This is a genomic window from Streptomyces sp. NPDC037273 (genome assembly GCF_055603625.1).
On record NZ_JBVJVO010000019.1, the window covers coordinates 70833 to 84690 of the forward strand.

Sequence of the window (13858 nt, forward strand, 5' to 3'; positions counted from 1 at the left end):
ATGATCTCTGCGTCGATCACGACCATCAACACCCTCCACGCGGCCACGCCGCTGTCCTTCGAAGCCTTCCGCACTCTGCACCACACCGACTACCTCACCTACGCCCGCGCATGCCTACCTCCACACCGAGCGGACGAAGCGGTCGAGAAGACGTTCACCACCCTGCTCGACCACTGGAGGGCCGTGCTGGGCTCCCCAAGCCCGACACACACCGCATGGGAACTCCTCAACGGTCACCTCCACGCGAACGACACCCCCTGCTGTCCCACCGGCGCTCTACGCGAAGAGCTGACCACACTCGCCACCCTCGGCTACAGCCCGGACCGCATCGCCGCCCTCACCGGCCACTCTCTCGGCAGAGTCCGCTCCGCCACCCGCAGACGAAGTCGGCCATCACGCTCGACCGGCGAAACCACCCGAACAGAGCCCACCGCGCATTGAGACCGCAACAAGCGCGTTGTCGGACCCTTGGCGTGCCTGCGGGTCGCTGACTGGCGGGAGGGCTCGGCAGCGGCGGCTGGCACGGAGACCTGTTCGCCGCTGTTACGCCAAGGCCGGCCTGTCTCTGCGTGCGGGCATGCGCAAGTTACGGCGTGGCCTACGAGACGATGCCGAGGGCACTGGTGTCGGCGCTGCCGGAACCGCGAAGGAAGGCGCAGCGCCGGCTCACTACGGCCCTGACCGCACCGCGGAAGCAGCGCCACACGACCAAGAGGATCTACGAACACCGCTGGACGAACGCAACGCCGCCGACATCTCGTACCAGATGGTCGCGGACCTGCCGCCCCCGCCGCGTGCCGCTTCCCTGTCAGACGGCTCTCCGGCCGGCGAGCACGGCCACCCCGGTGAAGTAGGCCCGGAACAGCGGTTCGTCGCCGGGCGGCACCAGGAACGCGGGGGAGGTGCTGTACCAGAAGGCGGCCGGGTCAGTGCCGTAGAGCGCGGCGTCGGGATCGCGTACGGTGCCGATGCGCAGTTGCCCCGGCTTGCCGGGCTTCTTGAAGTGCACCAGCGCACCGAGCGACCGCAGCGGCACCCGGAGTTCGGAACCATGCGGACCGAACTGTTCGAACACTCCCCGGTCCACGCGTAGGTGCAAGGTGTCGTAATCGAACGTCAGCGGCTCCATGGCGGGAAGATAACCCGCCTCCCCCTTCACAGCGCCACCGCCCCCACCACAGCCGCTGCCGCCACGACCAGCACTCCCACCACGTTGACGGCCTTGTCCCGCCGCCAGGAACGGCGTTCGGCCTCCACGTCCAGGACGAAGTCGGCCGGGTCGGCGGGGGAGTAATGGATCGTGAGGTCCAGGCCCCGTGATCCGGCGGGGTCAGGTATGCCGGACTCGCAGTAGGCGGTGACGTCCTTGCCGTCGAGGGTGGTGAAGGTGACGGCCGGCACCACATGGCTGGAGGTGTGGCCGTCGTCGTCCGTGCTGACGTTCTTGAGGACGGCAGTGACCCGGCCGGATACGGCAGCCATGGCGTCGAGCTCGTCGATTCGGCGGTCGCGGTCGCGGAGGTTTCCGGGCAGGTGGTACAGGCCCGAGAGAGCCCAGGGCACGCAGAAGCCGAGCAACGCCCACGGCCAGCCCCGGTCGATCACGGCGACGGCGACCAGACCCGCGTAGACCAGGAAGAGCGCGAAGTTCGCCCAGCCGAGGCCGCGCCCACCTTCGGAGAGGCGGTTGGCGAACCGGAAGGCGTGGGGTCTGCCGCGCGGATAGTGAACCCCGATCTCCCGACCTGCCCAGGCCACGCTGATCCTCTCACCGCACTCACCGTCGTTGGTGACGGTGAACTCCTGCCCGCTGGCCGGGTCCCGGAAGGAAACGACCACACCTATCCCGTCGCTCGGAGAGCTTCCATGCCGGGGCTCGTCCACCCGCTCGACCCGTCCCGTCGCCCGGACCATCCGCTGCGCCCGGGTCATCCCAGCCAGCGACCTCCCGTATCCGACCAGCGCCCACACGCCGAACACCCCGCACCACAGCGCCGGATACACATGCCAGTCCAGGTCCACGGATCAGCCTCCCGCCATGATGCGCCGTACGACCTTGCCCTGCCCGTCCGCCTCCAGATAGGCGGTGCCTTCGGAGCCCGTCACCGTGACCCTGAGGACCACCCGGCCGCTCTGGCGGTCGGCGATGAGCCGCCAGGTGTGCGGGGAGCCGACGCCGGCCGTAGTCGTGGCCTCCTTCACTAGGGTGGGGACACGCTCGTACGGCAGGGAACCCAGGTCGAATCGGGAGCCCGTCTGGCTGCCGGTGCCGGTGCCGGTGGGGGCGAAGGCGACCGTCAGCAGGCGTTCCTCTACGACGACGGAGAGCACCTGCTGCTTCTCCTCGCCTTCGACGAGCGCGGTGACGGAGCGGCGCAGCACGCCCCTGTCCAGAAAAGACTGATTGGGGCCGAGGGCCACCGTGCCCGACACCGACGACACGGTGACCGTGAACGACGAGGAGGTCCCCGAGGAGGAGACCGACGGCCGCGCCGTGTCCGCGCCGGTGTCGCCCCGCGCGAACAGGTCCGCGCGGAACAACAGGACGACCAGCGCAGCGCCCGCCAGCAGACCCAGATACCCGACCAGGCTGGTGCCGCAGCCTTCCACTGGGTCGCTCGCCCAAGCAGGTCCGGGCGCCGAGTCGAGGCGTGCCGAGGCGGCCCGTTCCTCCCAGTCCGGTGTCGGCCGTTTGACGATCCTCACGTTCAAAGGCCGGTCCGGCGGATACTGGACCACCAGGACGCCGCGCGGCCGGTAGTCGGGCAGGTAGGCGAGATTGATGTCCTGCGTGAACTCGACGCGGTACGCCGGCGAGTCGTCCGGGACGACGGTGAGGTCGAACGTCACCGGAATGTCACTCGCCTCCCCCCTGACCCCCTCCAGACTCTCGATCATCGCGAGGGCCAGCCGCGGCGGAACCGCCGCTTCCCGGGCGCGCCTCGGCATCCCGACGAGATAGCGAATCAGAACGTAGACCGCGAGCAGGCACGCTCCCCCGACGATCAGCGGCGCCTCCTCCAAGACGATCCCGACAACGACCGCCGCCAGGGCCACCCCGGTCACGCCACCCGTGACGAACCTCCGGACAAGCGCGACGGGCCTGTTCTGCGTGGGCGACTGCGCGGCGCTTGTCATACGGGCGATTGTGCTGGGCGCCGGTGACGTCCGGTAGCCCTCCGTGTGATCTTCCGGCAGGGTTGGCGCCGATCTGGTACGGCACGCTGCTGAGCTCGACCGCCGCCGACGGCCGCCGCCCGAGACCGCGCCGGCCGCCGCAGAGGCGGCCCGGGGTCGAGCCCGCGGAGGAGGAGAACTGGCTCATCCACCGCACAACACGGCCCGGCGGCCTGGCATACAGCGTCACCGGCGATCCCGTCTTCGCGGACCTCGGCCTGACGATCCGCACCCAGCGGGCCGGCGACATCGTCCGGACCCGCCCCCTCTTCCTGCTCCACGACTGGCCCGACCTGTGGCACGCCCTGCCCAGCGAGGAGTGGAACTGCTTCTGAAGCGTGGTTCATCAGTCGGCCTCGGCCTCACCTGAAGCGAGGGCGATCGGAGCGTGCCTGCGCGGTGTGTCTCGGCTTCACCACTGACCAGTCGGGGGATAGCCGTCAGGGCGTCCTCGGGGGCGCTGGCGATGTGCGAGGCTGTGACTTCGGCATCGGTTTGCCCGTCAGCGATACTGCAGTCCGCCCACCCGTGACCGTTGAGATTCCAGACGATCCGCAGATCAACCGCGGCCGGCCGTCCTGCTGTGTGAGGCAGCGTCGGGCATCGACCGCGAGGGAAGACATCTGCCCGCCTGCGTCGAGCGAGGTCGTGACGGATGCCTCCCAACCACCTGCCGGACTTCGCCATGGGTGAAGTCCGCGTGCGCAGGGATGGCCCCTCGGGGGTCGAGCCTCCGCGACGCGGTCGACAGGCTGTTCCCTATCTGGCGGGAGATGGTCTCTCTACGGCCTGGGGCTGAAGGTACGGAACCATCCCCGCGACTGCGGGGATGGTTCCGTATTCAAGACGGCAGCCACAATGTCCTGGCCTGCTCTCTGCGCGTGTGGGGATGGGCCTGAGTTGGTCGCGTTCGCCGGCGACCCGGATGGCTTGCTGTTCGCGGCTGGTTAGACGCTAGGGGAGGGGTGTCTGGTTTGCAGGCTTCCGTGGAAGTGGTTCAGGAGTAGCTGGATGTGCGGTAGAACTGCAGGTCATTGAGTTTGCTCCCCGCACTCGCGGGGATGGCCCCCTGCGGGAAAACGTCCAGATGTCCGTTTCTTTTTGCTCCCCGCACTCGCGGGGATGGCCCCCAGTCGCTGTGCCAGCCGGCCTGGTTCCAGAACTGCTCCCCGCACGCGCGGGGATGACTTTGTACCCGAAAACGGGTTTCTGGCACAGATTTTGGGGAGCGGTCGCGGGGAGTCATCGTGCTGTTCGAGGATGGGGGGTGTCTCGGCTCATCCAGCAGCGAATTGAGTTGCTTGGCTGGCGCGGCTCGCCATTCAGCTGTTCGAATGGTCGCGGCGCAGGTGCTCTGAGCGGGACTGGAGGATTTCCAGGGCTTCGTGGATCGAGCAGCTGAAGTGGTCTCGGAACAGCCTGGTGGCCTTGATGGTCGTGCCGCTGAGGATCTCTTTGTCCGCAAAGGAGAGCGGGCCGACCGTCCAGGGGCGGAGGCGGGATCTCCGCCTGGCCAGTCGACGTCGGTCAGGGTGGTGAGCAGGCGGCCGTCCGAGCCCTCCCGCCACGTCCATGCCGCGGGCTGCCTTCTCCGTGAAGGCAGCGGGTGCAGTGGTCCAGGAGGAAGACGAAGTGCTGGGCTTAGCGCTGCCGCCACTCATCGACCTCGCCGCCGCTGTCCAGGCGCAGGTCGGATCGGGCAGAGCCACGACTCTGCGTAGCAAAGTCATGTGGCCGGCTCCGAATCCCAGCTGGGCGGCCAGCCCGGCGCCTGCTCGCTCGGCCAGCGCGAGCTCCCCCCTCAAGGCGTGGTTTAGCCGAGTGGTGAACCGTGCGTGCGAGGCGGCCATCCGCGAGAACGGCTCGGCGAACGTCCGGCGCGGGCAGTCCGCCGACCCGCAGATGAAGCGCCGGACCATGAGCCGGATCACAAAGCACTGCTCAGCAGGCGGGAGGTCCTTCAGCCTGCGCCGGTAGCGGTCGTGGACCCGGTCCGAGAAACGGCCGCAGTCCGGACATGCAGAGCCGGCTGCGCGGCCTCTCGCCGCGATGCTTCCGCGTCCCCAGGCTGTCTTCTTCTCACGCGCCGCAGCGCTGCCGCGCAGGGCAGCCGGCCGTCCCTGAGCGACCCCGTTGCCCGTGCCGGAAGGCTGCGCGCAGCCGCTTGCGCACATACGCCACGGGCGAGTGACGGGCTGCCTAGGAGCTGAGGGACAGCTGGAACACCGGCAGGGACCGGCCAGACACCGGCCGTACCGCCCGTTGACGCGATCGACGTTCGGTGCGGGGTCGTGGGTCGTGGGTCGTGTGTCGTGTGTCGCGGGGCCGAGGGGCCGAGGGGTCGAGGGGTCGAAGGGGCGCGGGGCTCGGTAGGGTCGATGTATGTCCAGTCCTGGAGATGTGCCGCCGGAGATCCTGAACAGGGTCCGGTCGATCTGTCGGCAGCTGCCTGAGTCCTACGAGGAACCAGCCTGGGTCGGTGTGCGCTGGCGGATCCGTACGCGAACGTTCGCTCACGTCTACACGCCCAACGTGGAGCGCTCCCCGCTCTACGCTCCGTACGCGACCGCGGGGCAGGATCCGGTCGTGATGACGTTCCGGGTGCCCGCCGACGACCTGCTCGGCCTGACCGCCCCGGGGTTCCCGTTCTTCCGTGCCGGCTGGGGCCACAACGTCGTCGTCGCTGTCCTCGGTGACCACACCGACTGGACCGAGCTTGACGAACTGATCACCGACAGCTACCGCGGTATGGCTCCGAAGTTCCTCGCCGCCCGGCTCCCCCTCCTGCCGCCGCTCGGCTGACCGGCGTCATCGTCTGCGGGCGGGGGAGGGGGAGTGCCTGCGAGCCCCTGAGTCGGCAGTCAGCGGTTCAGCCCCGGCCCTGCACGCCTACCGGCGCTGGCGCAGCGCCAACGCCCGCTGGGCCAAGGCCCGAAGAGGTGCATCAACGCCGCCGTTGCCGATCTTCGATGACGGGCCAGGAAAGACCTGCCGTGGCCTGACGCTGCACACGGGTGCCTGTGCGTGCTCTTGGAGCAGTACGTCACCGCCGGCGGGCCCTCGCACCGCGCGGCGGGTTCGACGCCGTGGACTGGGCCCTGGGACCGGCACCGCGTGGGGGCAGTCGAGTGGTTCATGGAGCAGAGCGTCGGCTGCATCGACGACCCGGCCGCCGACCCCGCCCACATCGAGGCGGTCCGCCAGAGTGCGATCTCGAGCGTTCCTGTGACCTGGGGTCCTGCTGGAAGCCGATGCTATCGGGCTGGGTGGGCGGGTGCTCCTGTTTGCGTGTCGAAACGCTGTTCTTCGACGTGGACAGGTCCATCACCGGGAACCGGCGTCACCACACGCCCCGGATGGGCGGCGCTGCGGGCGCCGGGCCGAGCGTGGTCGTGCCGGGCACGGCCCGATGGCCGAGGCCGGTGCGGTATGCGTCGAGTGCGGCTTCCGTTCGGCCTGTACGTCGCAGCAGATCGCCCAGCAGTCGGCAGGTATCTGCCAGATCGCCCGCCGCGCCGCTGCGTTCCAGGAGGGCCAGGGCCCGTACGTAGTGTTCCTCGGCGCGTTCGTCCGCGCCTTCCTCCTCGGCGATCAGGCCCAGCAGCCGGTGGGCGCCTGCGGCGTGGACGGCGCCGCGTCCGTCGCCGAGGCCCGCACCGAGCTGCAGCAGCCGGGACAGCAGGGCCACCGCCTCCTCGTGTTTTCCCCGTCGACGCAGGACGTCGGCCAGTTCGACCTCGACCTGTGCGGCGTACAGGGCGGCACGGCGGGCGGTGAGCATCTCGCGGGCGGTGCGAAGTTCGCGCTCGGCGCCCTCCAGGTCGCCGTTCTGGGCGTGCACGTAGCCGCGCATCCAGTGGCAGTGGGCCAGCTCGGTGCGGGTCTGCAGCTGCTGGTAGAGGTCCTGTGCCTTGGCGAGTGAGGCGTCGGCCTCGGCGACCCGTCCCTCGGCGAGCAGGGTGCGCGCGACGCTGCGGTGCATGCCGGCGACCAGGCCTGGGTCGGAGACCTGCGGGGTCAGGGCCAGGGCGAGTTCGGCGGCCTGGGCGGCCCGGGCGTGCGCGCCCATGTCCATGTAGGGGCCGATGGAGGACGCGTACAGCAGCATCAGGGCATCGGGGTCGTGCAGGCCTTGGGCGTTCAGTTCGTCGAGCGCGGTCTCCAGGAGGTAGCAGGCGTAGCGCAGTTCACCGGCGAGCAGGTGCGCGACGGCCCGACCGCGCAGGGCGCGGACTCGGCGGGGGAGCGGCGCGCCGGCCGACGTGAGGAGTCGCTCCGCCGACTCGAAGTGCTCTCGGGCCGAGTTCAGTTCGCCGCTCTCCAGGGCGCATTCGCCGAGCCCGGTGAGCGCGTCGGCCCGCTCGGGTTCCAGGGCGAGTTCCTCGGCCGTGGCGAGCAGTTCTTGGTAGCGGGCGGCTGCTTCGCCGAGGGTGCCGGTGGCGAGCAGGCGGCGGGCGTCGGTGAGGGCGAGGCGCAGTTCGGTGGCGAGCTGGGCGGGGCGGCCGGTGGTCAGTTCCTCAAAGGTGGTGCCGAGGCGCTCGGCCAGGAAGCGCAGAGCGGTCTCGGAGGGGCGTACCTTGCCGGACTCCAGCGTGGAGATGTACGCGGCCGTGTAGGCGGGCTCGGCCAGTTGCCGCTGTGTCAGGCCTCGTTCGGCACGCAGGCGCTGTACGCGCTGTCCGATGACTGCCGGTTCGTCCATGGTCCGTTCCTCTTCCGCGGTTTCACATCCGCAAGGGCATTGTGCGGCACGGGCAGGGAGCCCTAGGTTAAGCGGCCTATTAACCGCATTGATACGTGTACTTAAGTGCTCGTTCTGGGGAGAGATCGTTGCGCCCGTCCATACGCAGATCAATGGCGGCGGCCACGATGGCCGCCGCCGTCATGACCGCCCTCGCCGTCACCCCCGGCTCCGCTTCCGCGGGCGCCGGCCCGGAGACGACCGGGCAGGTCAAGGTCGAGATACCCGGCCACGAGCACGTCGAAAGCGGTCAGCACGGGCACCACGAGGCCGGCTCCGGCTACACCTGGGTGCCGTCCGTCCGCAAGGCCCTCACCACCGCCCCGCTCTCGGCGGCCGAGACCCGGGCCGACGGCGAGGTCACCAAGGTCGTCGACAACGGCCCCACCACCGACCGCCTCGACGTGGTCGTCATCGGCGACGGCTACACCGCCGCCGAACTGGGCCAGTTCCACGTCGATGCCAAGCAGAAGTGGGCCGAGGTGACGGCCGTCGAGCCGTACACCACCTACCAGAACCTCTTCAACGTCTGGACCGTCGACGCCGTCTCGAACGACTCCGGAGTCTCCGGCGACCCGGGTAGGGACGTCGTCAAGGACACCGCCCTCGGCTCGTACTTCTGGTGCGACGGCATCGAGCGGCTGCTCTGCGTCGACGAGCAGAAAGTCGACTCGTACGTCGCCAAGGCCCCCGAGGCCGACCTCGTCATCGTCCTGTCCAACAGCACCAAGTACGGCGGCGCCGGCTACAACACGCCCAGCGAGAAACTCGGTTACGAGGGCATCTCCACCGCCTCCGCCCGCAACGACCGGTCCGGCCAGGTCGCCATCCACGAGACCGGCCACTCGCTCGGCAAGCTCGCCGACGAGTACTTCTACCCCGGCTACCCCGGATACGAGCAGTACACCGGCGCGGAACCTGCGGACTCCAACATCTCCACCCTGAGCGCGGACGCCATCCGCGTCCAGCGCACCAAGTGGTACCGCTGGCTCGGCGAGACCTCTCCCGACGGCGGCACCGTCGGCGCTCACCAGGGCGGCGGCTACTACGTCGCCGGCCTCAACCGACCCACCGACGCCTCGATCATGCGCGTACTCGGCAAGCCCTTCAACCTCCCCGGCCGCGAAGCCATGATCGCCGGCTTCTACCGCCACGCCTCCGTCGCGACCCCCCTCACCCCCACCAACCGCACCCTGCGCCACCGCGACACCGCACGCGTCGACGTGCCGCGGCTGGCGGGCGAGCAGCAGCTCGACATCCAGTGGTACCTCGACGGCAAGCCGCTCACCGCTCAAGCGGGCCGGACCGCCGTGCCCGTCGCCGCGCTCCACCTGGACTCGCGCCACCTCCGCAGCCACAGCCTCACCGTCATCGTCACCGACCACACCGACGCCGTCCGCGACCCGGCCATCGCCGCGACCCTCCAGGACCAGCAGACCTGGACAGTCCGACACTGACCCCAGGACCACCAGCATGTGGAGGCCGCCTCGCGGGCGGCCTCCACATCCACCGCCAGCCCGTCACCAGCGTGCGGGCGCCGGAACTCATCGAGCTCTACCGTTTCCAGCTGCCAGAAGGACGCCGATCGCGCGGATCAGGTCGCCGCTGAACAGTCGCGACGCCAGGTCGCTTGCGACCACGGAGGCTCTGGGTTCTCAAACGACCTGGCTATTACGGAAGTCTCGTTCGCGATAGAGACAGGCCACGGCCATGAAGACATCGGTGTGGCCCGCCATGGCGCCTGCTGGTCTCGACCGCTTCAGCCTTGGTTTCCGGGCTGGAGACTCAGCTGTTGGCCAGGGTGCGATCCAGGAGGGGGAGCAGGTGATCCCAGTGGCGCTTCAGCCCGGAGGCGCTAAAGGCATCGGTGTCGGACATGGTGAAGCCGTGGATGGTGCTGGGGTAGATCTCGGAGGTGTAGCAGACACCTGCCGCATCCAGGGCCTGGTTGAGCTCGCCGAGGGCCTCAGGTGTCACGTCGCCTTCGGCATGGCCGAGGTGGACCTGGGCGGTGAGCTTGGAGAAGAGGTCGGCCCCATCGACACCCACGGGGCCGTGGAACGCGGCGACGGCCGCCACACGCCCGGGGTGGGCAGCGGCGGTGCGCATCGCGTAGAGGCCTCCGATGCAGTAGCCGGTCACCGCGACCGGTCCAGCGCCGACCTCCGGCTGGGTGGTGAGGAACCCGAGGTAGGCCTCGGCGTCACTCAGGACACGTTCGGCGGTGTGCGCCTCGATCAGGGGCATCAACTGGGCGAAGAGCGCGGGCCGGACCTCCTCTCCGATGTACTGGGGAAGCTCGACCAACGGTGCCGGGCCGTGCCGGTAGAAGGAGTTGGGGACGAGCACGTAATAGCCGTACCCGGCCAGTTCGCGGGCCATCTCCCGCAACACGGGCCGGATGCCGAAGCCGTCCGGGTACATCAGCACCCCTGGGTGCCGCTCGCTGTTGTCGGGAAAGGCGGCGAAGGCGTCGGCCTGGCCGTCCGTGGTGGGAATCCGCAGCGTCTTGGTGCGCATGAATGCTCCTGTCGTGGTTGATGTGCCAAGCCTGTGATCAACACGACGGAGGCGGAGCCCGCGCAGCAGCGCAAGAGCCTCGATCAAACAGCGGGCCCGAACCAGCCCGTACGGCGCTCAGAAGAGCCCCGGGTCACCGATCCGTGTGTGGCGCAAGGCCGTCCCGGTATTCATAACCGCACAGCCTAGCCCACCGGATACGAGCCGACGCCGGCACTCCAACCCGGGCGGACGGCTCGATTGGATGAAAACCGACACGCACCGCATCCGACGCAGTGAGAATCCGAGAGCCTCAGTGGGACAGGACTGATTTTGTCCGGTCGTTTGGGAGCCACTGCACGGCCGGGCGGCGCTCGACCTCGACGCGGAGGCGTACGCAGGGCGGGTGTCGAAGAAGGCCGTGAGGCCGACGCCCGCCTTGACATCGCGCTTTCCGTCGGGGCGGGAGCCGTCCGTGGAGGAGTCGATCCATGACGGCCTGGATGCGGTTCCAGTCGAGCCAGGGGTCCCGCTCCGCAGACATAGTCCTGAGCTGTGGCGATGCTCCAACACCCGCACCAGCAGCTCCGGCCCCAACTCCACCACGGCCTCCTCCCCGCGCCCCGCGGGGGCGGCTCGGCGGCGCTGAGTGCCGGCCCCGGTCCCCGTACGACAGGAGTCGCCGGGGGAGGGCACGGCAGTGATCCACAGTGCAAAGTGACTCATACCGCCTTGTGACCCACATCACATTTGCTTCCTGTCAGCAATCGGGGCGCTGTTCCGCTCAAGTCACCGGAAGCAAGCGAACTGACGGGAGCAACTCATGAAGCACCGCATCGTCGTCCTCGGCGCCGGGTATGCAGGGGCCTACGTGGCCGGGACTCTGGCGCGCCGGCTGGCTCCGGCGGACACAGAGATCACCGTGGTCAACGCGGAGCCGGACTTCGTCCAGCGGATGCGGCTGCACCAGCTGGCGGCGGGGCAGGAGGTCGAGGCTCCGCGGCTCGCCGACGTCTTCGCGGGCACGGGGATACGGCTGCGTCTGGCCCGTGTCACCGCCGTCGACCCCGAGCGCAGGGTCGTCGCCGTGGCCGACGCCGACGGCGGCGGTGAGCTCGGCTACGACACGCTGCTGTACGCGCTGGGCAGCCGCGGCGCCACCCACGGCGTTCCCGGTGTGGCCGAGCGCGCCTTCGACATCGCCGCCCGGCCTTCGGCGCTGCGCCTGCGGGAGCGTCTGGACAGCCTGGAGGGGCGTGGTGAGGGCGGCAATGTGCTGGTCGTCGGGGACGGGCTGACAGGCATCGAGACGGCCACCGAGATCGCCGAGTCCCGACCGGGCCTGTCGGTGACGCTGGTCGCCCGCGGTGAGCTGGGCGCGGCGCTCTCCGCCGGGGCTCGCGGCCATCTGCGCGAGGTGTGCGCCCGGCTGGGTATCACGGTCGTGCAGCACACGAGTGTCGAAGTCGTGGAAGCGATACGGGTGTTGTGTGCCGACGGCACTGTTCTGGCGTCCGACGCGACTGTGTGGACGGCCGGGTTCGTGGTCGGCCCGCTCGCCGCGGCGAGCGGTCTCGAGGTCACCGACGATGGTCGGATCGTTGTCGACCGCACCATGCGGTCGCTCTCTCACCCGGACGTCTACGCCGTCGGCGACAGCGTCTACACCGTCGGCGACAACGGCCGGCCGCTGCCGATGTCCTGCGCTTCGGCCGGCTACACAGGCCGGCAGGCCGTGGACGCGGTCGTGGGGCGTCTGACCGGCCGTGAGATCCCGAACACCAAGCTGGAGTACGTGGGCAACCACATCAGCCTCGGGCGGCTGGACGGGATCCTGCAAATGGTCGACGAGGAAGGACGGGCGAAGCCGAAGTTCATAGGCGGCCGGAAGGCTGCGCGGATCAAGAACGGCATCGTCAGGATGGCGCTGTGGGGCACCTCGCACCCCACCTTCGGCCTGCCCAAGCGCAAGCACCGCCTGACGGCCACGCAGAATGCGCCCACCGAAAAGGCGGTCGCGTAGCGCCCGGTCCGCGCTTCAAGACCTCGAACCACTCGGCGCCGTCGCCAACGGCGATCCCACCGGCCACCGGGCTACCCGGCCACCGGGCCGCCGTGACACCCGGTCACCGTGCCTCCCGGCCACCCGGCCACCGGGCCGCTGTGGCACCCGGTCACCGTGCCTCCCGGCCACCGGCCACCGGCCACCGTGGTACCGGGCCACCCGGCATTCCCGCCCTACCGGCCGGCGATCTCGACAGCGTCCCTATCGGGCCCTGTCGAGAAGCCCCCCTTTGGGCCGCAACCGCCATCCGCGATCCGGATGAACTGACCGGCGTCGAGTCCGACCCCACGCCCACCCGGCGATGAACTCCCTCCTTCGAAGGAGAAGCCATGTCCCCTCAGGCCGCGCCCGCAGCCGTCACGTCGCCTTCGCCCTGGCCGACCGTGGCCAGGGCGGTCGCCTTGCTCACGGTGAGCATCAGCCTGCTGCTCACCGCCTTCGCCTGGCCGTCGGTGCGCTCATCGGTGCACGACGTGCCGATCGCCGTCGCCGGTTCCGGCCCCGCCGTCGAGCGGATCACATCCGTACTCGACCAACGGCTTCCCGGCGGCTTCAAGGTCACAGAGGTCACCGACACCGCCGCCGCCGAGCGGCTGATACGCGACCGCCAGGTGTACGGGGCGATCGACCTCAGCTCCGGTACCCCGCAGGTCATCACGGCGTCCGCCGGCAGCACGGCCGTGGCGCAGACCCTGAACAGCGTCGCGACCGGCCTCGGCCAGGCACGGCAAACCGGCACCGCGGCCGCCGCCCGTGACCTCGTCCCGCTGCCGGCCGAGGACCCACGCGGCACCGGACTGGCCGCCGCAGCCCTGCCGTTGGTCATGGGCGGGCTGCTCGCCGCCCTGCTGTTGACCAGGCTCGTCAGCGGCCGCGTCCCCCGCGTCACTGGAGCGCTCGCCTTCGCCGTCACTGGCGGATTCGCCGTGGCGGCGATCCTGCAGTTCTGGTTCGGCTCGCTCGACGGCTCCTATTGGGCCAACTGCGGCGCCATCGCCCTGACCATAGCGGCCACTTCATTGACCATCTTCGGTCTCGAGTCCCTGCTCGGATACGTTGGCTTCGGCCTCGGCGCCGCCACCATGATGCTCATCGGTAACCCCCTGTCGGGCACCGCGACCGCACCCGAGATGCTCCCCGGCTGGTCCGGCACCCTCGGCCAACTGATACCGCCAGGGGCCGGCGGGCAGCTGCTGCGCTCCACCGCCTTCTTCGACGGCCACGGCGCCATCCACTCCGCCACCGTCCTCGCGACCTGGCTCACGCTCGGCATGGTGCTGTGCCTCGCCGGCAACCCGCGCCGCCGGCCTACGACGATCACCGTCGAGTACGCGGCCGCACCTCCGGCTCCCTTCCCTCCAGGCCGGCGATGACAA

At 69.7% G+C, this 13858-nt stretch carries 12 protein-coding genes and 2 pseudogenes; 7 read left to right on the forward strand and 7 right to left on the reverse strand.

Annotation, left to right across the window (positions count from 1 at the left end; genetic code table 11):
- Nucleotides 1-441, forward strand: coding sequence for a hypothetical protein (locus tag ACZ7G1_RS34485; protein WP_470875014.1), 441 nt, complete (start codon nt 1-3; stop codon nt 439-441).
- A gap of 367 nt (nt 442-808) precedes the next feature.
- On the opposite strand, the gene ACZ7G1_RS34490 is transcribed toward ACZ7G1_RS34485, so the two are convergent.
- From ACZ7G1_RS34490 to ACZ7G1_RS34500, 3 genes are read right to left on the reverse strand one after another with little or no spacing between them, the layout of a single operon-like run.
- Nucleotides 809-1129, reverse strand: a complete 321-nt coding sequence (locus ACZ7G1_RS34490; RefSeq protein ID WP_470875013.1) for a hypothetical protein — start codon at nt 1127-1129, stop codon at nt 809-811.
- Between the two features lie 26 nt (nt 1130-1155).
- Nucleotides 1156-2016 carry a DUF3592 domain-containing protein gene (locus ACZ7G1_RS34495; RefSeq protein WP_470875405.1) on the reverse strand — a complete coding sequence of 287 codons (861 nt, stop codon included), beginning with the start codon at nt 2014-2016 and terminating at the stop codon, nt 1156-1158.
- Nucleotides 2017-2025: 9 nt separating this feature from the next.
- Entirely contained in the window at nt 2026-3138 is a 1113-nt protein-coding gene (locus ACZ7G1_RS34500; protein ID WP_470875012.1) for a hypothetical protein, read from the reverse strand.
- A gap of 62 nt (nt 3139-3200) precedes the next feature.
- Here ACZ7G1_RS34500 and ACZ7G1_RS34505 point away from each other — a divergent pair, with 62 nt between their 5' ends.
- Nucleotides 3201-3512, forward strand: a complete 312-nt coding sequence (locus ACZ7G1_RS34505; protein WP_470875010.1) for a hypothetical protein — start codon at nt 3201-3203, stop codon at nt 3510-3512.
- Between the two features lie 105 nt (nt 3513-3617).
- On the opposite strand, the pseudogene ACZ7G1_RS34510 reads toward ACZ7G1_RS34505, so the two are convergent.
- A pseudogene (locus tag ACZ7G1_RS34510) lies at nt 3618-3860 on the reverse strand (DUF6228 family protein); the annotation flags it as partial.
- 639 nt (nt 3861-4499) lie between these two features.
- Nucleotides 4500-5351, reverse strand: a complete 852-nt coding sequence (locus ACZ7G1_RS34515) for a transposase family protein (protein WP_470875009.1) — start codon at nt 5349-5351, stop codon at nt 4500-4502.
- 208 nt (nt 5352-5559) lie between these two features.
- Here ACZ7G1_RS34515 and ACZ7G1_RS34520 point away from each other — a divergent pair, with 208 nt between their 5' ends.
- Entirely contained in the window at nt 5560-5979 is a 420-nt protein-coding gene (locus ACZ7G1_RS34520; protein WP_470875008.1) for an MmcQ/YjbR family DNA-binding protein, read from the forward strand.
- A gap of 216 nt (nt 5980-6195) precedes the next feature.
- Nucleotides 6196-6381, forward strand: a pseudogene (locus ACZ7G1_RS34525) (aminoglycoside phosphotransferase family protein); the annotation flags it as partial.
- 136 nt (nt 6382-6517) lie between these two features.
- Here ACZ7G1_RS34525 and ACZ7G1_RS34530 read toward each other — a convergent pair.
- The gene (locus ACZ7G1_RS34530) at nt 6518-7879 is read right to left on the reverse strand and encodes a helix-turn-helix domain-containing protein (RefSeq protein WP_470875007.1); all 1362 of its coding nucleotides are present in this window, start codon (nt 7877-7879) and stop codon (nt 6518-6520) included.
- 152 nt (nt 7880-8031) lie between these two features.
- Here ACZ7G1_RS34530 and ACZ7G1_RS34535 point away from each other — a divergent pair, with 152 nt between their 5' ends.
- Nucleotides 8032-9375 carry a M64 family metallopeptidase gene (locus ACZ7G1_RS34535; protein WP_470875006.1) on the forward strand — a complete coding sequence of 448 codons (1344 nt, stop codon included), beginning with the start codon at nt 8032-8034 and terminating at the stop codon, nt 9373-9375.
- Nucleotides 9376-9703: 328 nt separating this feature from the next.
- Here ACZ7G1_RS34535 and ACZ7G1_RS34540 read toward each other — a convergent pair whose 3' ends face one another.
- On the reverse strand, nt 9704-10438 hold the full coding sequence (locus tag ACZ7G1_RS34540; protein ID WP_470875005.1) for a dienelactone hydrolase family protein: 735 nt from the start codon (nt 10436-10438) through the stop codon (nt 9704-9706).
- Between the two features lie 802 nt (nt 10439-11240).
- On the opposite strand from ACZ7G1_RS34540, the gene ACZ7G1_RS34545 reads away from it, so the two are divergent.
- Complete coding sequence (locus ACZ7G1_RS34545; protein ID WP_470875004.1) at nt 11241-12440, forward strand: NAD(P)/FAD-dependent oxidoreductase; 1200 nt, start codon at nt 11241-11243, stop codon at nt 12438-12440.
- 371 nt (nt 12441-12811) lie between these two features.
- Nucleotides 12812-13855 carry a hypothetical protein gene (locus tag ACZ7G1_RS34550; protein WP_470875003.1) on the forward strand — a complete coding sequence of 348 codons (1044 nt, stop codon included), beginning with the start codon at nt 12812-12814 and terminating at the stop codon, nt 13853-13855.
- Nucleotides 13856-13858: the final 3 nt, after the last annotated feature.

Bases quoted from the DNA above. Each gene is read 5' to 3' on its own strand.
- ACZ7G1_RS34490 (WP_470875013.1), bottom strand. From the start codon at position 1,129: ATGGAGCCGCTGACGTTCGATTACGACACCTTGCACCTACGCGTGGAC.
- ACZ7G1_RS34550 (WP_470875003.1), top strand. From the start codon at position 12,812: ATGTCCCCTCAGGCCGCGCCCGCAGCCGTCACGTCGCCTTCGCCCTGG.
- ACZ7G1_RS34485 (WP_470875014.1), top strand. From the start codon at position 1: ATGATCTCTGCGTCGATCACGACCATCAACACCCTCCACGCGGCCACG.
- ACZ7G1_RS34545 (WP_470875004.1), top strand. From the start codon at position 11,241: ATGAAGCACCGCATCGTCGTCCTCGGCGCCGGGTATGCAGGGGCCTAC.
- ACZ7G1_RS34515 (WP_470875009.1), bottom strand. From the start codon at position 5,351: ATGTGCGCAAGCGGCTGCGCGCAGCCTTCCGGCACGGGCAACGGGGTC.
- ACZ7G1_RS34500 (WP_470875012.1), bottom strand. From the start codon at position 3,138: ATGACAAGCGCCGCGCAGTCGCCCACGCAGAACAGGCCCGTCGCGCTT.
- ACZ7G1_RS34540 (WP_470875005.1), bottom strand. From the start codon at position 10,438: ATGCGCACCAAGACGCTGCGGATTCCCACCACGGACGGCCAGGCCGAC.
- ACZ7G1_RS34530 (WP_470875007.1), bottom strand. From the start codon at position 7,879: ATGGACGAACCGGCAGTCATCGGACAGCGCGTACAGCGCCTGCGTGCC.
- ACZ7G1_RS34535 (WP_470875006.1), top strand. From the start codon at position 8,032: ATGGCGGCGGCCACGATGGCCGCCGCCGTCATGACCGCCCTCGCCGTC.
- ACZ7G1_RS34520 (WP_470875008.1), top strand. From the start codon at position 5,560: ATGTCCAGTCCTGGAGATGTGCCGCCGGAGATCCTGAACAGGGTCCGG.